Origin of the sequence: Streptomyces sp. NPDC048504 (assembly GCF_043200035.1) — a bacterium.
Taxonomy (GTDB): Bacteria; Actinomycetota; Actinomycetes; order Streptomycetales; family Streptomycetaceae; genus Streptomyces.
Genome location: NZ_JBICXA010000022.1, coordinates 1 through 20,742 on the forward strand (window position 1 = coordinate 1; position 20,742 = coordinate 20,742).

A 20,742-nucleotide genomic window follows, 5' to 3' on the forward strand; every position below is an offset into this window, starting at 1 on the left:
CATCCGTCAGCTCGTGTCGCCGCACCATACGGAGCTGCTGCCCGGCAAACCCCGAGATCCACCCAGCCCACCAAGAGCCATCAGAAACGGCCTAGGGGCCCTCGCCACAAGCCCGAGCGGCCCCCGACAGACCTAAGCCGCCTCCCGGTAAGCCGCCGCCTCCTCCAGGTCCAGCCTGCGCAGCAAGGTGCGGAGCATCTCGTCGTCGATGTAGCGACCGTCGCGGAGGCGGACGAACATTGAGCGTTCGGCGCTGATCATCTCGCGGGAGAGGCGGCGGTAGGTGTCGTCGACGGTCTCGCCGGTGACGGGGTTGGTGGCGCCGAGGCGCTCCCAGACGGCGTTGCGGCGGCGTTCCAGGACCTCGCGGAGGCGGTCGGCGAGAGGAGGCGGCAGGGCGTTGCGTTCGTCCTCCAGAAGGGCCTCCAGGCGTTTTTCGGCGACCCGGGAGGCCTGTGCCTGGGCGTTGGCCTCGGCGAGCGTCTCGGCCTGCTGGTCGCGGCCGGGGAACTTCAGCAGCCGGATGATCGGGGGCAGGCTCAGGCCCTGCACCACCAGGGTGCCGATGACGGTCGTGAAGGTCAGGAACAGGATGAGGTTGCGCTGCGGGAAGGGGTCGCCGCCGTGCACCGTGAGCGGGATCGAGAAGGCGATGGCCAGCGAGACCACGCCTCTCATGCCGGCCCACGCGGTGGTCATCGCCCCCTTCCAGGTGGGGCTGTCCTCGCGCTCCCTGATCCGCGCCGACAGGATGCGGGGAATGAAGGCCGCCGGGTACACCCACACGAACCGGGTCACGACGACGACCAGGAAGACGGCGATCGCGTACCAGGCGGCGTCCAGGCCCCGGTACTCGCCAAGTCCCTTGAGAACCACCGGCAGTTGGAGCCCGATCAGGGCGAACACCGCCGACTCCAGGACGAAGGCGACCATCTTCCAGACGGCCTCCTCCTGGAGGCGGGTCGCGAAATCGACCTCCCACGCGCGGTGACCCAGATAGAGCGCCACGACCACGACGGCGAGCACCCCGGAGGCGTGCACCTGCTCGGCGACCGCGTAGGCAATGAACGGGATCAGCAGCGAGAGCGTGTTCTGCAGCAGCGCCTCCTTGAGGTGGGTGCGCAGCCAGTGGATCGGCACCATCAGGAGGAGCCCGATACCGACACCGCCGACCGCCGCGAGCAGGAACTCGCCGATACCGCCGGCCCAGGTGGCGCCCTCGCCGATCGCGGCCGCGAGGGCCACCTTGTAGGCGGTGATCGCGGTGGCGTCGTTGAGCAGGGACTCGCCCTGGAGGATCGTCGTGATCCGTGACGGCAGTCCGACCCGGCGGGCCACCGCCGTCGCCGCGACCGCGTCCGGCGGCGCCACCACCGCGCCCAGCACCAGGGCGGCGGTCAGCGGCAGCCCCGGCACGATCACATAGGCGGCCCAGCCGACGACGAACGTGGCGAAGAGCACGTAGCCGACCGACAGCAGTGCCACGGGCCGCACTTGGGCCCGCAGGTCGAGGTACGAGCTGTCGGTGGCCGACGTGTACAGCAGCGGGGGCAGCAGCAGCGGCAGTACGACCTCAGGATCGAGGGTGTAGTCGGGCACCCCCGGGACGTACGAGACGACCAGCCCGACCGCGACCAGCAGCAGCGGTGCCGGCACCGGGGTGCGCCGGGCCGCGGCGGCCACCACGGCGCTCCCCGCCACCAGCAACAGCAGTGGCATCACGTCCATCGTTCTCGCCCGCCCTCGTTTTTTCGCGCGGCCAACCGCACACCCGTCGTAATCTGGCAATCATGAAACAGTGCACGCACGCCGACGCGCTGCCGCTCCCCGAACCGGGGCCCCAGAGCGAGACCTGTCTGGAGTGTCTGGCGGCAGGCACCCACCCGGTGCAGCTGCGACTGTGCCTCTTCTGCGGCCATGTCGCCTGCTGCGACTCCTCGCCCCTGCGCCACGCCACAGCACATCACAAGGACTCCGGACATCCGGTGATGCGGACGTTCGAGCAGGGGGAGAGCTGGCGTTGGTGCTTCGTCGACCACGTACTCCTGTGACGCCGTAATCCGACCCCCGGTTTCGACGGTTCGACCGTCTGACGTCTGGGTACGTCAACCCGGCGCGCGCTCTTCCCAATTGGGCCCGCAGGACCCCTAGCCACGGAGCGTATCCGTAGGTTTACTATGAGTGACAGCATGGGGTTGGGGTCCCGGGGACAGAAAAGTTCGGAGCGCGGTAGCGTCACCGCTGAACCAAGTATCGCGTTACCCCGGGGGGCGACCCCTGGGCCCCCGAAAGAGCTTGTACCACCTTGGAGGTGAGGGTGTCCCAGATCGCAGGCGAGCCCGCGACCCAGGACTTCGTGGAAGTCCGGCTGCCGGCTGCGGGTGCCTACCTGTCGGTGCTGCGGACGGCCACGGCCGGCCTCGCGGCCCGTTTGGACTTCACCCTCGACGAGATCGAGGACCTTCGCATCGCGGTGGACGAGGCCTGCGCGATCCTGCTCCAGCAGGCCGTGCCGGGCTCGGTGCTCAGCTGTGTCTTCCGCCTCGTGGACGAATCGCTCGAAGTCACCGTCTCCGCCCCGACGACGGACGGTCACGCCCCCTCGCGCGACACCTTCGCCTGGACCGTGCTCTCGGCCCTCGCGGGCAAGGTCTCATCGGCAGTCGACGAGGACAAGACCGTTTCGATCAGCCTCTACAAACAGCGCGGCGCGGGACCCGGGCCGGCGTGAGGAACGGGGACGGGCCGGTGCGGGACGAAGAGCGCGGCACACGGGAGCTGCCGGCCGAGGGCGGCTCAGGCGGATCCCGCCGCACGGCGGACGACGGCGCCCTCGTGCCACGCGGCCAAATCCCCGAGCAGGCCCGGCCGCACCCGGAGGAAGAACCCTCGGAGGCCGGTGTGATGGACGACGGTCAACGTGAGCAGGACGGTGCCGTGCGTATTGGTGGGGTCTCCCCCGTTGCCGGGGGTTCCCCCGCTCCGACTGGGTCGAGCGCGGGGGAGGAGGCGAAAGCTCGGGAAGGGGCGACGGGCCAGGCGATGAACGAGCACGAGCGGGACGACGTGGCGGGCGCGCAGAGCGTGCAGGTCACACGGCACGACCCCCAGGACCGCAGCGGGGCGCGCGCACTCTTCATCGAGCTGCGCACGCTCAAGGACGGCAGCGTCGAGTACGCGGAGCTGCGCAACCGGCTGGTCCGTATGCACCTGCCGCTCGTCGAGCACCTCGCGCGCCGCTTCCGCAACCGCGGCGAGCCGTTGGACGACCTGACCCAGGTCGCCACCATCGGCCTGATCAAGTCGGTCGACCGCTTCGACCCGGAGCGCGGGGTCGAGTTCTCGACGTACGCGACCCCGACGGTCGTCGGCGAGATCAAGCGGCACTTCCGTGACAAGGGCTGGGCGGTGCGCGTCCCGCGCAGGCTCCAGGAGCTGCGCCTGTCGCTGACCACGGCGACGGCGGAGCTCTCGCAGCGGCACGGCCGCTCCCCCACGGTCCACGAGCTGGCCGAGAAGCTGGGCATCTCGGAGGAGGAGGTCCTGGAGGGCCTGGAGTCGGCCAACGCCTACTCCACACTGTCCCTGGACGTCCCGGACACGGACGACGAGTCACCGGCGGTCGCGGACACGCTCGGCGCGTACGACGAGGCCCTGGAGGGCGTCGAGTACCGCGAGTCGCTCAAGCCGCTGCTGGAGGACCTGCCGCCCCGCGAGAAGCGCATCCTGCTGCTCCGGTTCTTCGGCAACATGACGCAGTCGCAGATCGCGCAGGAGGTCGGCATCTCGCAGATGCACGTGTCCCGGCTGCTGGCCCGGACGCTGGCCCAGCTGCGGGAGAAGCTCCTCATCGAGGAATAGGACACGTAGACGTCAAAGAAAGACGCAGACGTCAAGAAAGAAGAGGCGTCCAGGAGCAGGCTCCGCCCGGAGTCAGCTCTTCGGCTCCTCGGTTCCACGGCCGGGCCCTCGGATTCCGAGGGCCTGTGTCGTCGCCGGGTTCACCAGCAGCACCAGCGCGGCGATGGCGACCACCGCGAGCGCGATACCGGCCGGGATGGCCACACTGTCGGCCTGGAGCAGGTTGTAGGCCACGGGCAGTGCCATGACCTGGGTGATGACGGCCGGGCCCCGGCTCCAGCTTCGCTGCCCGATCAGTCCGCGTGCGGCGAGCAGCGGCAGCAGCGCGAGCACCACCAGGGTCACGCCACCGGTCACGGCCTGCTGGCGGTCGTCCGGTTCGCCGGTGAGGCCCAGGACGAGGATCCACACTCCGGCGACGGCCAGCGCGAGCCCCTCGACGGCGACGAGGGCCGCCGCGTAGGTCAGACGGCGCGGACGGTGTCCGTCGGGGCCGTCGGTCTCCGGGGCGGGGGTCTGCTGAGCACTCACCCCAGAAGGGTAGCCCTCGGGATCCGGCCCCAGGTGTTCAGGCTCACGCCCTCTCCTCTTACCCAACGCCTACCTCGGTATGGGCCGAGTACCCCCCAGTAGGTACGCTGCAACTCATGCGTGCACTTCTCGTGGTCAATCCGGCGGCAACCACCACAAGCGCACGTACGCGCGACGTCCTGCTCCACGCACTCGCGAGCGAGATGAAGTTGGAAGCGGTCACCACCGAGTACAGAGGGCATGCGCGCGACCTCGGCCGGCAGGCCGCGGAGAGCGGGAACGTCGATCTGGTCGTGGCCCTCGGCGGCGACGGCACGGTCAACGAGGTGGTCAACGGCCTGCTGCACACCGGCCCCGACCCGGAGCGCCTGCCGGGTCTCGCTGTGGTCCCCGGCGGCTCCACCAACGTCTTCGCCCGCGCCCTGGGCCTGCCCAACGACGCCGTGGAAGCGACCGGCGCCATCCTGGACGCCCTGCGCGAGGGCCGCGAGCGCACGGTCGGCCTGGGGCTGACATCCGGGACGCCCGGCACCGAGGACGAGGCCGTGCCCTCGCGCTGGTTCACCTTCAACGCCGGGCTCGGGTTCGACGCCGGGGTGGTCGGACGGGTCGAGCAGCAGCGGGAGCAGGGCAAGAAATCGACGCATGCGCTGTACGTGCGTCAGGTGGTCCGGCAGTTCCTCGGCGAGCAGCACCGCCGGCACGGGACGATCACGCTGGAGCAGCCCGGCGAGGACCCGGTCACCGATCTGGTGGTGGCCATAGTCTCGAACACCTCGCCCTGGACGTATCTCGGCAATCGCCCGATGTACACGTCACCTAAGGCGTCGTTCGATAAAGGCCTCGACGTACTCGGTCTCAGCCGCCTGTCCAGCGCCGCGGTTGCCCGGTATGGGACGCAGTTGCTCACTTCGTCCCCCGAACGCGGGCCTCATGGCAAGCACGCTGCGGCTCTGCACGACCTGAGTGAGTTCACCTTGCATTCGAAGGTCCCTCTGCCCCTCCAGATGGACGGCGACCACCTCGGACTGCGTACGAGCGTGACGTTCACAGGCGTACGCCGTGCACTGCGTGTGATTGTGTGAGCAGAAAGGGCTGAAGTCCTTTCACTCGAACGTTTAGACCAGGGTCCACCCCATGGAAGTACGGCTGTGACCTAGTCGACACCGAGGAATCAAAAAAAACTTTCCGGAAGGGGTTGTATCCGCCGCTGAGGTTTGCGAGTCTCTACGTGGCGATCGAGACGGCCCGCAACACCGGCCTCCACGGATCACCGGAACCCCTCTTCAATCCACAGGACCCCGCCAGTGAACCTGGCGTTCGGCCCTTCACTTGTTGAGGGATTCGTGAAAGCGTTCACATTCACAAGCAACCCGCACGTAATACCAAGGAGAGGTAGCAGCCATGGACTGGCGTCACAACGCCGTTTGCCGCGAGGAAGACCCCGAGCTCTTCTTCCCCATCGGCAACACCGGTCCTGCGCTGCTGCAGATCGAGGAAGCCAAGGCCGTCTGCCGTCGCTGTCCCGTTATGGACCAGTGTCTGCAGTGGGCGCTCGAGTCCGGCCAGGACTCCGGCGTCTGGGGTGGTCTCAGCGAGGACGAGCGCCGCGCCATGAAGCGCCGCGCTGCTCGCAACCGTGCCCGTCAGGCCTCCGCCTGACGCCCACCCTGCTAACAGCCTGAGCTTGGCGGCGCGTACAGCGAGTACGCATCTCCCGCCCCCGAGCCGCAGCGCGCAGTACCCCCGATGCGCATAGCAACGAGCGAGCAGCCCCGGATCAGTTGATGATCCGGGGCTCTTTGCTGTTCCCGAACACCCCGCCCCCGTACGTCACTTGTGCGCCTGCACCGGCACGTCCAGGATCACCCGGGTTCCCCGCTCCGGCCCCGGCACCATGTCGAACGTGCCGCCCAACTCGCCCTCCACGAGCGTCCGTACGATCTGCAGGCCCAGATTGCCGGAGCGGTGCGGGTCGAATCCCTCGGGGAGGCCCACGCCGTCGTCCTGCACGGTGACCAGGAGGCGGGCCTCCTTCGAGGTGCCGCCGCGGACGGCGGAGACCTCGACCGTGCCCGTCTCGCCCTCGCGGAAGCCATGTTCGAGGGCGTTCTGCAGGATCTCGGTGAGGACCATGGAGAGCGGGGTCGCGACCTCGGCGTCCAGTATCCCGAAGCGGCCGCTGCGCCGGCCGGTGACCTTGCCCGGGGAGATCTCGGCGACCATCGCGAGCACCCGGTCGGCGATCTCGTCGAACTCCACGCGCTCGTCCAGGTTCTGGGACAGCGTCTCGTGCACGATCGCGATCGAGCCGACCCGGCGTACGGCCTCCTCCAGGGCCTCCCGGCCGCGCTCGGAGTCGATCCGGCGGGCCTGGAGGCGCAACAGGGCGGCAACTGTCTGGAGGTTGTTCTTCACCCTGTGGTGGATCTCCCGGATGGTCGCGTCCTTGGTGATCAACTCCCGCTCTCGGCGCCGCAGTTCGGTGACGTCCCGGAGCAGCACCAGTGAACCGATGCGGGTGCCCTTGGGTTTGAGGGGGATCGCCCGGAACTGGATGACTCCGTCGCGTGCCTCGATCTCGAACTCGCGCGGCGCCCATCCGCTGGCGAGCTTGGCGAGTGCCTCGTCCACCGGGCCCCGGGTGGGGGCGAGTTCGGCGGTGGTCGTGCCCAGCGGCTGGCCGACGAGGTCGGTGGCGAGGCCCATGCGGTGGTACGCGGACAGCGCGTTGGGCGAGGCGTACTGCACGATGCCGTCGCCGTCGAGCCGGATCAGTCCGTCGCCGACGCGCGGCGAGGCGTCCATGTCGACCTGCTGGTTCGGGAACGGGAAGGAACCGGCCGCGATCATCTGCGCGAGGTCCGACGCGCTCTGCAGATAGGTGAGTTCGAGGCGGCTCGGGGTGCGTACGGTGAGGAGATTCGTGTTGCGCGCGATGACACCCAGGACGCGCCCGTCCCGTCGTACCGGAATCGACTCGACCCGGACGGGGACCTCTTCGCGCCACTCGGGGTCGCCCTCGCGGACGATCCGGCCCTCGTCCAGGGCCGCGTCCAGCATGGGGCGGCGGCCGCGCGGGACGAGGTGGCCGACCATGTCGTCCTGGTACGAGGTGGGGCCCGTGTTCGGCCGCATCTGGGCGACGGAGACATAGCGGGTGCCGTCACGTGTGGGGACCCACAGGACCAGGTCGGCGAAGGAGAGGTCGGAGAGCAGCTGCCACTCCGAGACCAGCAGGTGCAGCCACTCGAGATCGGAGTCGTCGAGTGCTGTGTGCTGGCGTACGAGTTCGTTCATGGAGGGCACGTCTGCGAGCGTACCCGCCGGTCTGTACCTGTCCTAAAAACACCCGCGGGCCGCGGCGCCTGAGAGGGACCCTCAGCCCTCTCGGCACCGCAGCCCGGAGCAGCAACGGCCACGGGGTGTGCGGTCCCGATCGGCCGATGGATGAGGAGCCGGGGCAGTCAGGGCAGAGAGCCTCGGTTCCTCGGTCCGTCCTCCTGTGCGGGGAGGACGGAGGCTTACGCCTGTAACACATTGTGGACTAGACCACATGCGGTGTCCATGCTTTGAAGGACGTTGAAGAGCCTAACCGTGTCGGGTCCTGTGCGGGACTGATTGGTCATGGGAATTTCCGTGGCCGAAACACGGACTCGGACTCAGCGGGTCTCCGTCACCTTGGCCAGCGCGCGGGGCGCGTCCGGGTCCTGGCCGCGGGCGATGGTGACCTCGTAGGCGAGGAGCTGGAGCGGGAGGATCTCCAGGATCGGCTGGAGTTCCTCGGGGACGCCCTCGACGGGCAGGACGAAACCGGCCGAGGCCTGCTCGACCTGGCCGGCCGGGCCGATGACGACCAGGTCGGCGCCCCGGCCGCGCAGCCGGTCCAGCACGGGCTGGAGGGCGGTGCCGCCCTTGCCCGCCGTCACGACCGCGATGACCGGGGAGACGTTGTCCACCATGGCGAGGGGGCCGTGCAGGAGGTCGGCACCGGAGTAGGCGAGAGCCGGGATGTAGCTGGTCTCCATCAGCTTGAGGGCGGCTTCCTTTGCGGTGGGATAGCCGTAGCCGCGCGAGGTGATCACCATCCGCTCGGCGAAGCGGTAGCGGGAGGCGAGGGAGCGGACCTCGTCCTGGCGGGCGAGGAGCTGCTCGGCGAGGTCGGGCAGCGCCTTGGCCTGCGCGCCGTCGCCGCCGCGCAGGCCCTCGACGAAGAGGTAGAGCGCGAGGAGCGAGGCCGTGTACGTCTTGGTCGCCGGGAGCGCCTTCTCCGGACCCGCCATGATGTCGACGTGGTACTCGGACACGGCGGCCAGCGGTGAGTCCGGGTTGTTGGTCACCGCGACCGTGATCGCGCCGGCCTCGCGGGCGGCCCGGGTCGAGGCCACCAGGTCCGGGGAGCCGCCGGACTGGCTGACGGTGACGACGAGGACGTCGGTCAGGTCGGGGCGGGCGCCGTAGGCCGTGGTCGTCGACATCGAGGTGAGTCCGCAGGGCAGGCCGAGGCGGATCTCCAGGAGGTACTTGGCGTAGAGGGCCGCGTTGTCGGAGGTGCCGCGGGCGGTGAGCAGCACGAAGCGGGGCTTGCGGGCGGCGACCTCCTGGGCTACCTGGCGGATGCGCGGGGCGCCCTCGTCCAGGATGCGGCGCAGGACCGCGGGCTGTTCGGCCATCTCGCGGGCCATGATCCGGCCGGGGAGTTCGCTGTCGGGGGCCGGGGTCGTGGCGGTCATGCGGGGTCCTCCGGAGGTCGGTCGGGGCTGTGCTGCGGTGTCCATTTCACCCCCTCTGCGCGAGGTGCGCCTCTGTGGGGCGGTTACCGGTTCTCGGACAGGCGGCGAACTCTGGGAGGCAGGAGCCTCCTCTGTTAGATTGGTGCGCGGATTGGTCTAAACCACACAGCTCCTCCGGGCTCCTCGAAGCCCCTCTGCAGAACGGCAGGCCAGCGTGGAAGTTGTCATCGTTCCGGACGCCAAGTCGGGCGGCGAACTCATCGCCGAGGCCATGGCACAGCTGCTCCGGCGCAAGCCGGACGCCCTTCTCGGCGTGGCCACCGGGTCGACGCCGCTGCCCATCTACGAAGCCCTCGCCGCCAAGGTCCGCGCCGGGGCCGTGGACACCTCGCGGGCCCGGATCGCCCAGCTCGACGAGTACGTGGGGCTGCCCGCCGAGCACCCGGAGTCGTACCGCTCGGTCCTGCGGCGCGAGGTGCTGGAGCCGCTCGGCATCGGGATGGACGCCTTCTTCGGCCCGGACGGGACCGCCGAGGACGTGCAGGCGGCCTGCGAGGCGTACGACCGGGCGCTGGGCGAGGCCGGCGGGGTCGATCTGCAGGTGCTGGGCATCGGGACCGACGGGCACATCGGGTTCAACGAGCCGTGCTCGTCGCTTGCCTCGCGGACCCGGATCAAGACGCTGACCGAGCAGACGCGGGTGGACAACGCGCGGTTCTTCGACGGTGACATCGAGCAGGTGCCGCACCACGTCATCACCCAGGGCATCGGCACGATCCTGGAGGCCCGGCACCTGGTGCTGCTCGCGACCGGCGAGGGCAAGGCGGACGCGGTCGCCGCGACCGTGGAGGGGCCGGTCGCCGCGGTGTGCCCGGCGTCGGCGCTGCAGCTGCACCGGCATGCGACGGTCGTGGTCGACGAGGGCGCCGCGTCCAAGCTGAAGCTCGCGGACTACTTCCGGCACACGTTCGTCAACAAGCCGGACTGGCAAGGGATCTGACGCGATCTCACATCCGTACGTGCCGGTGCCGGGCCCGCTCGTGGAGGGCCCGGCACCGGTGTATTCGGAGGTGTTCCCCTGGTCGGGGTCGCTCCCCCGGCTCACGTCACGCGCCCGCGATGACCTCCGCCGCCGCGTGGCCACAGACACGGGCCGCGCCGTGAGTCGCGATGTGCAGGGCACCTCGGGGCGGGGCCTGCGGGACACCCATCTCGACCACGACGGTGTCGGGCCGGGCGGCCAGCAGAGTGTCGAGGGCGGCCGCCATCCAGGGGTGCCGGTGTTCGTCCCGGACCACGGCCACGATGCGCCGGGTCCCGGCCGCCTTGAGGATCACACTCCCCGCGTCGTCCCCGGCGAAGCCGGCCGTCTCCGTGCCGGGCAGGAGCCGTTCGAGTTCGGCGGCCACGCCCCAGGGGGTCTCGTCGCCCACGGCGATGTTGGCGACCGGGGTGAGGAGAGCGACGTACGGCGGTTCGGTGAGCGGGGTGAAGTCCTCGGCGCCGGTGACCGTGAGGGCGCGGCGGGCGGCGACGAGACCGATGTCGACGCGCGTCACGCTTCCTGCCGAGGCGGAGCCCGTCTGTGCGTCGGCTTCCGGTTCCGAAGCAGCGGCGGCACCGGAAGCCGTCCACTGAGCCAACCCCCGTACCCGTTCCGCCGCTTCGGCCAGGCGCTCCTCCGGCAGCTCCCCCGACCGCACCGCCCCCACCAGCGCGTCGCGCAGCCGTCGTACCGTCTCGTCGTCCGCGAGGCCTCCGCCCACGCAGAGCGCGTCGGCACCGGCGGAGATGGCGATGACGCTGCCGCGTTCGATGCCGTAGGTGGCGGCGATGGCCTGCATCTCGATGGCGTCGGTGACGATGAGGCCGTCGTAGCCGAGTCGGCCGCGGAGGAGGTCGGTGAGGACGCGGAGGGAGAGGGTGGCCGGGCGGTCCGGGTCCAGGGTGGGGACCAGGATGTGGGCGCTCATCACCGCGCGGCTGCCTGCGGCGATGGCCGCGCGGAACGGGAGCAGCTCGCGTTGCTCCAGGACCGACAGCTCGGCGTCGATGCGCGGCAGCGCGTGGTGGGAGTCGACCGCCGTGTCGCCGTGGCCCGGGAAGTGTTTCGTGCAGGCGGCGACGCCCGCCGACTGGAGGCCGGTGACGTAGGCCGCCGTGTGCCGGGCCACCAACTCCGGGTCGGCGCCGAAGGACCGGACGCCGATGACCGGGTTGGAGGGGTTGGAGTTGACGTCCGCGGAGGGGGCCCAGTTCAGGTTCACGCCGCAGGCCGCGAGTCGGCGGCCCAGTTCGTGCGCCACCGCCCTGGTGAGTTCTACGTCGTCCACCGCGCCCAGGGCGTGGTTGCCCGGGAAGGAGGAACCCGTGCGGGCCTCCAGGCGGGTGACGTCTCCGCCCTCCTCGTCGATCGCGACCAGGACGTCGTCCCGTTCACACCTCAACTGGGCGGTCAGGGCGGCCAGTTGATCAGGCGAGGCGATGTTGCGGCCGAACAGGCCCACCGAGGCGAGGCCTTCGCCGAGGCGCCGTAGCAGCCAGTCGGGAGCGGTGGTGCCGGGAAAGCCCGGTTGCAGGACGGTGAGGGCGTCGCGCGTCAGGGTGTCTGTACCGCTGGCGAGTGTCGTCATCGGTGGCGTTATCCCTTCACAGCGCCGGCGGTCAGCCCCGCGGCCATCTTGCGCTGGACGATGAGGAACAGGACGACGATCGGCACGGCCATCATCGTGGCGCCGGCCATCATCGGGGCGTACTCGGTGCCGTGCTTGGTGGTGAAGTTGCCGAGCCAGACGGTCGCCGTCTGGTGCTCCTGGCTGAGCAGCATCAGGGCGTACAGGTACTCGTTCCAGGCCTGGATGAAGCCGTAGACCGAGGTGGCGACCATGCCCGGGGCCAGGAGCGGGAAGACCACGCGGATGAAGGCGCCGGTGCGGGAGCAGCCGTCGACCATGGCCGCCTCCTCCAGCTCCTTCGGGATGTTGACGATGAAGCCGCGCAGGGTCCACACCGTGAACGGGAGGATGAAGGTCAGGTACGTGATGACCAGGCCGGAGAGCTTGTCGTACTGGTCGAGGTCGTTCAGGAGCAGGAAGACCGGGATGATCATCGAGACCAGCGGGACCATCTGGACCGCGAGGATGCCGACGATCACGATCTTGCGGCCGCGGAAGGCGAAGCGGGAGATCGCGAGCGCGGCCAGCAGGCCGACGACGACGCCGATCACGACCACCGACAGGGACACGATGAGGCTGCGGCCGACCGGGCCCCAGAAGTCCGCGATGTCCAGCGCCCGGCGGAAGTTGTCGAGCGTGATGCCGGTGGGCAGCAGGCTCGGGTCCGGGTCGATGGCGTCCTTGGCCGGTTTGAACGCCGTGTCGAGCATCCAGTAGAGGGGGAAGCCGACGACGACGAAGACGAGCAGGCCCACGAGGTTCCAGCCCAGCTTCGACTTCCGGCGGCCACCGCCCGACGTCTTGGGCGCATCGGTCGTGAGCGCGCTCATTCGACCTCTCCGATCTGAAGCATCTGACGCATGTAGACGGCGACGACCCCGAGCAGCAGCACCACCGTGACCAGGGCTATCGCGGAACCCTGTCCGTAGTCGTTGACGACGAAGGCACGGTCGTACGAATAGGTGCTGAGCAGTTGGAAGTCGGCCTCGGGGTGGCCGCCGCGCATCACGAACACCTGGGGGAAGACGCCCATGTCCCAGATCACCGACAGGGTCGTGAGCATCACGATGATCGGCTTGAGGATGGGCAGGGTGACGTACCGGAAGACACCCCACGCGCCGGCGCCGTCGAGACGGGCCGCCTCCTCCAACTCCTGGGGGACCTGGGTGAGTCCGGCGCTGAGGGTGATCACCACGAAGGGCACCGCGCCCCACACCACCAGCAGCATGATCACGAGGAGGCCCTGCGGTCCGCTGGCGAACCAGTTGTGGCCGATCATGTCGACGCCCGGCAACTTGCTGAGCAGGGCGTTGAAGACGCCGTAGTCCGAGTCGAAGAGCCACTTGAAGACGGTGGTCGCGACGATGACCGGCATGCCCCAACTGGCCACCAGGACAATGTTGATGAGGGTCTTCATCCAGCCGGAGACCTTCTGCTGGAGCAGGGCGAGTGCCATGCCGGCGACCATCGTGAAGATGACCGAGCCGGCCGCGAAGACGATCGTGCGGACGACGACGCCCCAGAACTCGCCGTCGCCGAGGATCCCGGAGAAGTTGTCGAAGCCGATCCACTCGGCGGGCTTGAAGCCCCACAGCTGGGACTGGCCGAAGGACTGGAAGGACAGCGTGACCAGGCGGACCAGCGGATAGCCCATGACCAGGGCGAGGATGAGCAGACAGGGCGCGAGCAGCAGCCAGGGGATCCCGGCCCCGCTCGATGTCCCCCGTCTGCGGGGTGCGCCGGAGACGCGCGGTGGGGGCGCCTGCCGCGGCGGCGGCACCTTGGCAGGGGTGGTCGTGTCGGCACTCATCGCGCGCTCCTCAGCGATCCCTCAGGTCGTACGGCCGTGCTTCGTCCGGGGCGCGGGGCCCTGCCCCGAGAACACCAAGGTGTCCAACAGGGCCCCGCGCTGGGTCCTGCCGTCGAACTCCCGTCGTCCGCCCGAAGGGCGGGCCCGGCGGCGTCTGGTGCGTGCGATCGCAAGGCGCCGGAGCGTCCTCGTGGCGGAGCCACGTGGGCGGTTCGGCAACGCAGCTGGGGGTCCCCCCGCGCCTTTTGGGCAGTGGGGGAGTGCGTGCCAGGCGTCGCCGGGCAGGCGGGAGTTCGACGGCAGGGCCCTGGGTCACTTGGTGTTGATGACCTTGTCGATCGCGGCGTCCGCTTCCTTCGCGGCGTCCGCCACCGACTTCTTGCCGGTGCCGATGTTCTGCAGCATGGTCTGCAGGACCTGGGCCTTCTCGACCTGGCCCCAGCCCGGTGCCATCGGGACGAACCAGTTGGACTCGGCCGCAGTGGCCGGGACCGCCGTCGCGGGGTCGCTCTTCAGCGTCGCGAGGTCGGTCTTGTTGTTCGGCAGGTTGCCCTTGGCCATCAGGCCCTTCTGGCCGGACGGACCGGTGAAGGCGTTGATCCACTCGGCGGCGAGGGCCTGCGCCTTGGACTTCACCGGGACGGCGAGGTCCGAACCGCCCAGGAACACGGGCATGTTCTTGCCGGACGGGCCGGGCATCACGAAGTTGACGAGGTCCGTCTTCAGCTTGCCGCCGGTCTTGTCGTTCTTCGGGTCGGCGGCGGTCGCGCCCTCCCACGCGGCGGCGAAGATCATGGACGCCTTGCCCTGGCCGTAGACGATGTAACGGTCGGACTCGTCCTTGGTCTTGTCGCCGTGCATGTACTTGTCGATGACCGACTTCCACTCGTTGAGCCCCTTGACGGACTCGGGCGAGGAGAGGCTGGCCTTCCACTCACTGCCGGACTGGGTGGCGATGGCGCCGCCGGCGTCGTAGACGAAGGACATGGCCGCGTACCAGTCACGGGTGGGCTGGTACCAGGCGCTGAACTTGCTGCCTTCCTTCTTCTGGATCTTGTCCAGGTCGGCGGTCAGCTCGGTGTACGTCGTCGGGGGCGCCTTGACGCCGACCGAAGCGGCGATGTCCTTGCGCCAGTTGGCGACGCGGCCACCGGCGTAGTAGGGGACGCCGTAGGTCTTGCCGTCGTAGGTCACCGAGGCCTTGAGGCCGTCGAGCCAGGCGGAGGAGTTGGTGAACTTGGCGGGGTCGACGGGTGCGAAGGCGCCCTTGACCATGTAGCTCAGCATCTCGGTGTTGCCCATCTCGACCACGTCGGGCGCCTTGTCGGTGGCGAGAACCGCGTCGAGCTTGGTGTTCTTGTCCGGCCAGCCGTAGTACTCGTGCTTGATCTTGACGCCCGGGTGCGCCTTCTGCACGGCCGCGTCGGCCGCCTTCACCAGCTGGGGCCAGTTGTTCTGCGCGTCGACGGTGAGCCAGACGGTCAGCTCCTTGGCGTCGGCGCCGCTGTTCGAAGAGCCCTTGTCGTCGTTGCCCCCGCACGCCGCGATGGAGACCATCATGCCCGCGATACCGATCGCGGCTATCAGCTTGCGCTTCACGCCACCCTCCTCAGGGATGCCTGCCACACCTCCCGCCCAAGAGCCGGGACCTGAACCAATGGTGTAGACCAGTACCGGGAGCTTGGACCAGACCACAGGGCCTGTCAAGAGCCCCCGAAACACCCCTGACCAGCCGTTATGCGACCTACATATGCAGGAACCTTTAAGTAAGAAGGCAGCGAAAACAACGGTGCCGGAGTACTCTCTTCCGCTAGACCACTTGGCGCTGTGGACTAGACCAAAAGAGACGGCGACGGTATACAGAGGGGATCACCAAGTGACCCTTGTCCGGAGCCGGGAAGGCGGAGCATGAGCACCGACGTCAGCAGTGCGGAGAACGAGGGTGGGGCCACCGTCCGCACCGCGCGTGTGCCGAAGTACTACCGCCTGAAGAAGCACCTCCTCGACATGACGGAGACGCTGCCGCCCGGCACCCCTGTCCCGCCCGAGCGCACCCTGGCCGCGGAGTTCGACACCTCGCGCACCACCGTGCGCCAGGCCCTGCAGGAACTCGTCGTCGAGGGCCGCCTGGAGCGCATCCAGGGCAAGGGCACGTTCGTCGCCAAGCCGAAGGTCTCCCAGGCCCTCCAACTCACCTCGTACACCGAGGACATGCGCGCCCAGGGCCTCGAACCGACCTCGCAGCTCCTGGACATCGGCTACATCACCGCCGACGACACCCTCGCCGACCTGCTCGACATCACCGCCGGCGGCCGGGTCCTGCGCATCGAGCGCCTCCGCATGGCCAACGCCGAACCGATGGCCATCGAGACGACCCACCTCAGCGCGAAGCGCTTCCCCGCCCTGCGCAGGTCACTCGTCAAGTACACGTCGCTCTATACCGCGTTGGCCGAGGTCTACGACGTCCACCTCGCCGAGGCCGAGGAGACCATCGAGACCTCGCTGGCCACCCCCCGCGAGGCCGGCCTCCTCAGCACCGACGTCGGCCTGCCCATGCTGATGCTCTCCCGCCACTCCCTCGACAAGGAGGGCAAGCCGGTGGAGTGGGTACGGTCGGTGTACCGGGGGGACCGGTACAAGTTCGTGGCGCGACTGAAGCGCCCGCAGGACTAGGGGACTTACGGAGTTACCCGGGTTGCTCTACGTTCCTCCCGTCGCCGCATGGACGGGAGGACCACCCGGTGCGTACCGCGAACGTCCGAACCATCGTCGTCTGGACCCTCGTCGCGCTCGTCGGCGCGGCGGGCTGGTCCGTGCTCGCGCTGGCGCGGGGCGAGAACGTGTCGGCCGCCTGGATGGTCGCCGCCGCGCTCGGCTCGTACGCCATCGCCTACCGCTTCTACGCGAAGTTCATCGCGTACAAGGTCCTGAAGGTCGACGGCACCCGGGCCACCCCGGCAGAACGCCTCGACAACGGCATCGACTACCACCCCACCGACCGCCGCGTCCTGCTCGGCCACCACTTCGCCGCGATCGCCGGCGCGGGCCCGCTCGTCGGACCCGTACTCGCCGCGCAGATGGGCTACCTGCCCGGCACGGTCTGGATCATCGCCGGGGTCATCTTCGCGGGCGCTGTCCAGGACATGGTGGTGCTGTTCTTCTCAACTCGCCGCGACGGCAGGTCACTTGGCCAGATGGCCCGCGAGGAGATCGGCCCCTTCGGCGGCGCGGCCGCGCTGATCGCCACCTTCGCCATCATGATCATCCTGCTCGGCGTGCTGGCCCTGGTCGTCGTGAACGCGCTGGCCTCCTCCCCCTGGGGCACCTTCTCCATCGGCATGACCATCCCGATCGCCCTGCTGATGGGCTTCTATCTACGGGTACTTCGCCCAGGCAGGGTCTCCGAGGTCTCCCTCATCGGCGTGGCCCTGCTGCTGCTCGCCCTGGTCGCGGGCCGCTGGGTCGCCGAGTCGTCCTGGGCCGGCACCTTCACCCTCGCACCGTCGACGCTGGTGATCTGGCTGGTGGTCTACGGCTTCGTCGCCTCGATCCTGCCCGTGTGGACCCTGCTCGCCCCGCGCGACTACCTCTCCACCTTCATGAAGATCGGCACGATCGGCCTGCTGGCGATCGGGGTCGTGATCGCCCTGCCCGACCTGAAGATGCCCGCCGTCACCGACTTCGCCAAGCACGGCAACGGCCCGGTCTTCGCCGGCTCGCTCTTCCCGTTCGTCTTCATCACGATCGCCTGCGGCGCCCTGTCCGGCTTCCACTCGCTCATCTCCAGCGGCACGACCCCGAAGATGATCCAGAAGGAAACCCAGATCCGCATGATCGGCTACGGCGCCATGCTGATGGAGTCGTCCGTCGCCGTGATGGCCCTGGTCGCCGCGAGCATCATCGACCCGGGTCTCTACTTCGCGATGAACGCCCCGGCGGGCGCGATCGGCACGACGGTGCAGAACGCCTCGCAGGTGGTGAGCAGTTGGGGGTATCACATCTCCCCCGCCGACCTCGCGCAGGCCGCGAAGAACGTCGACGAAGCGAGTCTGCTGTCCCGCACCGGCGGTGCGCCCACCCTCGCGGTCGGCGTCTCGGAGATCTTCTCCAAGGTGACCGGCGGGAGCCTGCGCGCCTTCTGGTACCACTTCGCGATCATGTTCGAGGCGCTGTTCATCCTGACCGCGCTGGACGCGGGCACGCGGGTGGGCCGGTTCATGCTCCAGGACATGCTCGGGAACGTCTACCGGCCTTTCAGGAACGTGAGTTGGCGGCCTGGCCTGGCCCTGACGAGCGCGATCGTGTGCGCCCTCTGGGGTTACTTCCTCTGGGTCGGCGTCCACGAACCCCTCGGCGGGATCAACCAGCTCTTCCCGATCTTCGGCATCTCCAACCAGCTCCTCGCGGCCGTCGCCCTGGCCGTCTGCACCACTCTCCTGGTGAAGTCCGGACGCCTCAAGTGGGCCTGGATCACCGGGATTCCACTCGCCTGGGACGCCACGGTCACCCTGACCGCGAGCTGGCAGAAGGTGTTCTCCAGCGACCCGAAGGTGGGCTTCTTCAAGCAGCGCTCGGTGTTCCAGGACGCGATCGACGCGGGCAAGGTCCTGCCGCCCGCCAAGTCGATGGACGACATGCACACCGTCGTCACCAACTCCACGGTGGACGGGGTGCTTTCGGCCATTCTGGCGGTGCTCGTCGTGGTCGTGATCGCGGACGCCCTCCGGGTCTGCGTCCGCCATATCCGCCGCCCCGCGCTCTCCACCCTGAGCGAGACGCCGTACGTCGAGTCGAACATCGTGGCACCGGCCGGGCTGATCCCGACCCGGGAGGAGAAGGAGGAGGCGACACGGGATGCGGTCGGCGCTCAGACGGGCGGCTAGCCGGCTGGTCGGTGGAGTGCGGTGGTACGTCCGGGAGTTGACGGATGAGTCGGCGTACGACCGCTATGTCGCGCACGTACGCCGGAACCACCCGGACGCCGAGGTCCCCAGCCGCCGCGACTTCGAACGCACGCGGACAGACCGCCAGGAGGCCGATCCACGGCAGGGCTTCCGCTGCTGTTGACGCCGGCCGTTGCCGGCCTCCGTTGACACCGATGTCACGTCTTCACAGAATCGACATGCCGATATACGGACGGGGTCTTCCGCACGCGCGACGCCGTGACCTACATTGCCTGCGCATTACACAGGCGATCATTGAGGTGACGGAGCCGCGACATGTCAGACGTACCCGAAGTTCCGCCCGAAGCGGGCCCACCGGTGGTGACACCGGCCCGCGTCGTCATCGCGGTCTGCCTCATCGCGCCGTTCGTGGCGCTGCTCTGGGTCGGCTCCTACACAAAGATCGACCCCACGTTCATCGGCGTCCCGTTCTTCTACTGGTACCAGATGCTCTGGGTGCTGATCTCGACCGCGCTGACGATGACCGCCTACAAGCTGTGGCAGCGCGACCAGCGGACCCGCCATGGAGGTAACCGGTGAACGACGGCGTGAACGGCGTCGCTCTCGGCGTCTTCATCTTCTTCTTCCTGGCCGTCACGGCCCTCGGCTTCCTGGCCGCACGCTGGCGCCGGGCCGACAACGAGCAGAGCCTCGACGAATGGGGCCTGGGCGGACGGTCGTTCGGCACCTGGGTCACCTGGTTCCTGCTCGGCGGCGACCTCTACACGGCGTATACGTTCGTGGCGGTCCCGGCGGCGGTCTACGCGGCGGGCGCGGCCGGCTTCTTCGCGGTGCCGTACACGATCCTCGTCTACCCCCTCATCTTCACGTTCCTGCCCCGCCTCTGGTCGGTGTCGCACAAGCACGGATACGTGACGACCTCGGACTTCGTACGCGGCCGCTTCGGCTCGAAGGGGCTGTCGCTGGCGGTGGCGGTCACCGGCATCCTCGCGACGATGCCGTACATCGCGCTCCAACTGGTCGGCATCCAGGCCGTGCTGGACGTCATGGGCGTGGGCGGCAGCGCGAGCTCCAACTGGTTCGTGAAGGACCTGCCGCTGCTGATCGCGTTCGCGGTGCTGGCCGCGTACACCTACTCCTCCGGCCTCCGCGCCCCCGCGCTGATCGCGTTCGTGAAGGACGGGCTGATCTACATCGTGATCGCGGTGGCGATCATCTACATCCCGATCAAGCTCGGCGGCTTCGACGACATCTTCAGCGCGGCGGGCGCCAAGTTCAAGGCGGCGGGAACGGGCGGACTCGTCCCCGCACCGGCGGGCCAATGGACGTACGCCACACTGGCGTTGGGCTCGGCACTGGCCCTGTTCATGTACCCGCACTCGATCACCGCGACCCTCTCCTCGAAGAGCCGCAACGTGATCCGCCGCAACACCACGATCCTGCCGCTGTATTCACTGATGCTGGGCCTGCTCGCGCTGCTCGGCTTCATGGCGATCGCGGCCGGAGTCAAGGTCACCAACGGCCAGTTGGCGATCCCCCAGCTCTTCGAGAACATGTTCCCGGACTGGTTCGCGGGCGTGGCCTTCGCGGCGATCGGCATCGGCGCCCTCGTCCCGGCAGCCATCATGTCCATCGCGGCCGCGAACCTCTTCACCCGCAACATCTACAAGGACTTCATCAAGCCCGACGCGACCCCGGCCCAGGAGACCAAGGTCTCCAAGATCGTCTCGCTCCTGGTGAAGGTAGGCGCCCTGGCCTTCGTCCTGACGATGGACAAGACGGTCGCCATCAACTTCCAGCTCCTGGGCGGCATCTGGATCCTCCAGACCTTCCCGGCCCTGGTAGGCGGCCTCTTCACCCGCTGGTTCCACCGCTGGGCCCTCCTCGCCGGCTGGGCGGCCGGCATGATCTACGGCACCCTCGCCGCGTACGGCGTCGCCTCCCCGACCCAGGACCACTTCGGCGGCTCGTCCAAGGAGATCCCCGGCATCGGCGAGATCGGCTACATCGGCCTGACGGCGTTCGTGCTGAACGTCGTCGTGACGGTGGTCCTCACCTTCGCCCTGAAGGCGTTCAAGGCCCCGGAGGGCATCGACGAGACCAGCCCCGGCGACTACACGGCGGACGCGGGCGACCCGGGGGTACAGGTGGAGCTGCCTCCGGCAACAGCAGGGGCGACTCATTAGCACTGGGTGAGTGGCCCAACCCAAGGGGCGCGGGGAACTGCG

Annotated in this window: 19 protein-coding genes; 11 read left to right on the forward strand and 8 right to left on the reverse strand. The window is 68.9% G+C overall.

Translation table 11 applies throughout. The annotated features are described in order from the left end of the window. Positions 1 to 132 precede the first annotated feature (132 nt). Positions 133 to 1,728, reverse strand: coding sequence for a Na+/H+ antiporter (locus ACGFY9_RS41500; RefSeq protein WP_393763207.1), 1,596 nt, complete (start codon positions 1,726 to 1,728; stop codon positions 133 to 135). A 62-nt stretch (positions 1,729 to 1,790) separates the two neighbouring features. Between ACGFY9_RS41500 and ACGFY9_RS41505 the strand changes: the two genes are divergently transcribed. From ACGFY9_RS41505 to ACGFY9_RS41515, 3 genes are all read left to right on the forward strand, one after another. Continuing rightward, positions 1,791 to 2,051 (forward strand): UBP-type zinc finger domain-containing protein, encoded by a 261-nt coding sequence (locus ACGFY9_RS41505; RefSeq protein ID WP_393763209.1) that lies wholly within the window; start codon positions 1,791 to 1,793, stop codon positions 2,049 to 2,051. Positions 2,052 to 2,317: 266 nt separating this feature from the next. After that, positions 2,318 to 2,731, forward strand: coding sequence for an anti-sigma regulatory factor (locus ACGFY9_RS41510; RefSeq protein WP_393763211.1), 414 nt, complete (start codon positions 2,318 to 2,320; stop codon positions 2,729 to 2,731). Further along, positions 2,728 to 3,861: an RNA polymerase sigma factor SigF gene (locus ACGFY9_RS41515; RefSeq protein ID WP_393763213.1), complete on the forward strand. Its 1,134-nt coding sequence runs from the start codon at positions 2,728 to 2,730 to the stop codon at positions 3,859 to 3,861. The genes ACGFY9_RS41510 and ACGFY9_RS41515 overlap by 4 nt, the downstream gene beginning before the upstream one ends. A gap of 72 nt (positions 3,862 to 3,933) precedes the next feature. Here the strand turns inward: ACGFY9_RS41515 and ACGFY9_RS41520 are convergent, their stop codons facing one another. After that, entirely contained in the window at positions 3,934 to 4,392 is a 459-nt protein-coding gene (locus tag ACGFY9_RS41520) for a hypothetical protein (protein WP_393763215.1), read from the reverse strand. Positions 4,393 to 4,508: 116 nt separating this feature from the next. On the opposite strand from ACGFY9_RS41520, the gene ACGFY9_RS41525 reads away from it, so the two are divergent. Further along, positions 4,509 to 5,477: a diacylglycerol kinase family protein gene (locus ACGFY9_RS41525; protein ID WP_318018745.1), complete on the forward strand. Its 969-nt coding sequence runs from the start codon at positions 4,509 to 4,511 to the stop codon at positions 5,475 to 5,477. A gap of 319 nt (positions 5,478 to 5,796) precedes the next feature. Next, the gene (locus tag ACGFY9_RS41530) at positions 5,797 to 6,054 is read left to right on the forward strand and encodes a WhiB family transcriptional regulator (RefSeq protein ID WP_006142322.1); all 258 of its coding nucleotides are present in this window, start codon (positions 5,797 to 5,799) and stop codon (positions 6,052 to 6,054) included. A gap of 171 nt (positions 6,055 to 6,225) precedes the next feature. On the opposite strand, the gene ACGFY9_RS41535 is transcribed toward ACGFY9_RS41530, so the two are convergent. Together ACGFY9_RS41535 and ACGFY9_RS41540 are read right to left on the reverse strand one after the other, a co-directional pair. Next, positions 6,226 to 7,692, reverse strand: coding sequence for a PAS domain-containing sensor histidine kinase (locus ACGFY9_RS41535; RefSeq protein WP_366490390.1), 1,467 nt, complete (start codon positions 7,690 to 7,692; stop codon positions 6,226 to 6,228). 362 nt (positions 7,693 to 8,054) lie between these two features. Next, a complete protein-coding gene (locus tag ACGFY9_RS41540; RefSeq protein WP_393763217.1) occupies positions 8,055 to 9,125 on the reverse strand; it encodes an SIS domain-containing protein in 1,071 nt (356 codons plus the stop codon). A gap of 214 nt (positions 9,126 to 9,339) precedes the next feature. Here ACGFY9_RS41540 and nagB point away from each other — a divergent pair, with 214 nt between their 5' ends. Beyond that, positions 9,340 to 10,125 (forward strand): glucosamine-6-phosphate deaminase, encoded by a 786-nt coding sequence (nagB, locus tag ACGFY9_RS41545; protein WP_393763219.1) that lies wholly within the window; start codon positions 9,340 to 9,342, stop codon positions 10,123 to 10,125. A 106-nt stretch (positions 10,126 to 10,231) separates the two neighbouring features. On the opposite strand, the gene ACGFY9_RS41550 is transcribed toward nagB, so the two are convergent. From ACGFY9_RS41550 to ACGFY9_RS41565, 4 genes are all read right to left on the reverse strand, one after another. After that, on the reverse strand, positions 10,232 to 11,758 hold the full coding sequence (locus tag ACGFY9_RS41550) for a glycoside hydrolase family 3 protein (RefSeq protein WP_393763221.1): 1,527 nt from the start codon (positions 11,756 to 11,758) through the stop codon (positions 10,232 to 10,234). 8 nt (positions 11,759 to 11,766) lie between these two features. After that, a complete protein-coding gene (locus ACGFY9_RS41555; RefSeq protein ID WP_393763223.1) occupies positions 11,767 to 12,630 on the reverse strand; it encodes a carbohydrate ABC transporter permease in 864 nt (287 codons plus the stop codon). Continuing rightward, complete coding sequence (locus ACGFY9_RS41560) at positions 12,627 to 13,610, reverse strand: carbohydrate ABC transporter permease (RefSeq protein WP_393763225.1); 984 nt, start codon at positions 13,608 to 13,610, stop codon at positions 12,627 to 12,629. Before ACGFY9_RS41560 ends, ACGFY9_RS41555 begins: the two co-directional genes overlap by 4 nt. 312 nt (positions 13,611 to 13,922) lie before the next feature. Further along, positions 13,923 to 15,209 (reverse strand): extracellular solute-binding protein, encoded by a 1,287-nt coding sequence (locus tag ACGFY9_RS41565; RefSeq protein ID WP_393763227.1) that lies wholly within the window; start codon positions 15,207 to 15,209, stop codon positions 13,923 to 13,925. 309 nt (positions 15,210 to 15,518) lie between these two features. On the opposite strand from ACGFY9_RS41565, the gene ACGFY9_RS41570 reads away from it, so the two are divergent. From ACGFY9_RS41570 to mctP, 5 genes are all read left to right on the forward strand, one after another. Then, positions 15,519 to 16,283 carry a GntR family transcriptional regulator gene (locus tag ACGFY9_RS41570; protein ID WP_033282079.1) on the forward strand — a complete coding sequence of 255 codons (765 nt, stop codon included), beginning with the start codon at positions 15,519 to 15,521 and terminating at the stop codon, positions 16,281 to 16,283. Positions 16,284 to 16,351: 68 nt separating this feature from the next. Then, the gene (locus ACGFY9_RS41575) at positions 16,352 to 18,493 is read left to right on the forward strand and encodes a carbon starvation CstA family protein (protein WP_393763229.1); all 2,142 of its coding nucleotides are present in this window, start codon (positions 16,352 to 16,354) and stop codon (positions 18,491 to 18,493) included. Further along, a complete protein-coding gene (locus ACGFY9_RS41580; protein WP_393763231.1) occupies positions 18,465 to 18,677 on the forward strand; it encodes a YbdD/YjiX family protein in 213 nt (70 codons plus the stop codon). Before ACGFY9_RS41575 ends, ACGFY9_RS41580 begins: the two co-directional genes overlap by 29 nt. Before the next feature lie 152 nt (positions 18,678 to 18,829). Beyond that, positions 18,830 to 19,093 (forward strand): DUF3311 domain-containing protein, encoded by a 264-nt coding sequence (locus ACGFY9_RS41585; protein ID WP_393763233.1) that lies wholly within the window; start codon positions 18,830 to 18,832, stop codon positions 19,091 to 19,093. Continuing rightward, positions 19,090 to 20,700, forward strand: coding sequence for a monocarboxylate uptake permease MctP (mctP, locus tag ACGFY9_RS41590; RefSeq protein WP_393763235.1), 1,611 nt, complete (start codon positions 19,090 to 19,092; stop codon positions 20,698 to 20,700). Before ACGFY9_RS41585 ends, mctP begins: the two co-directional genes overlap by 4 nt. Positions 20,701 to 20,742: the final 42 nt, after the last annotated feature.

Coding starts and splice junctions, on each gene's coding strand:
- ACGFY9_RS41500 (WP_393763207.1), bottom strand. CDS start 1,728: ATGGACGTGATGCCACTGCTGTTGCTGGTGGCGGGGAGCGCCGTGGTG.
- ACGFY9_RS41505 (WP_393763209.1), top strand. CDS start 1,791: ATGAAACAGTGCACGCACGCCGACGCGCTGCCGCTCCCCGAACCGGGG.
- ACGFY9_RS41525 (WP_318018745.1), top strand. CDS start 4,509: ATGCGTGCACTTCTCGTGGTCAATCCGGCGGCAACCACCACAAGCGCA.
- ACGFY9_RS41530 (WP_006142322.1), top strand. CDS start 5,797: ATGGACTGGCGTCACAACGCCGTTTGCCGCGAGGAAGACCCCGAGCTC.
- ACGFY9_RS41535 (WP_366490390.1), bottom strand. CDS start 7,692: ATGAACGAACTCGTACGCCAGCACACAGCACTCGACGACTCCGATCTC.
- ACGFY9_RS41540 (WP_393763217.1), bottom strand. CDS start 9,125: ATGACCGCCACGACCCCGGCCCCCGACAGCGAACTCCCCGGCCGGATC.
- ACGFY9_RS41550 (WP_393763221.1), bottom strand. CDS start 11,758: ATGACGACACTCGCCAGCGGTACAGACACCCTGACGCGCGACGCCCTC.
- ACGFY9_RS41555 (WP_393763223.1), bottom strand. CDS start 12,630: ATGAGCGCGCTCACGACCGATGCGCCCAAGACGTCGGGCGGTGGCCGC.
- ACGFY9_RS41560 (WP_393763225.1), bottom strand. CDS start 13,610: ATGAGTGCCGACACGACCACCCCTGCCAAGGTGCCGCCGCCGCGGCAG.
- ACGFY9_RS41570 (WP_033282079.1), top strand. CDS start 15,519: ATGAGCACCGACGTCAGCAGTGCGGAGAACGAGGGTGGGGCCACCGTC.
- ACGFY9_RS41580 (WP_393763231.1), top strand. CDS start 18,465: ATGCGGTCGGCGCTCAGACGGGCGGCTAGCCGGCTGGTCGGTGGAGTG.
- ACGFY9_RS41585 (WP_393763233.1), top strand. CDS start 18,830: ATGTCAGACGTACCCGAAGTTCCGCCCGAAGCGGGCCCACCGGTGGTG.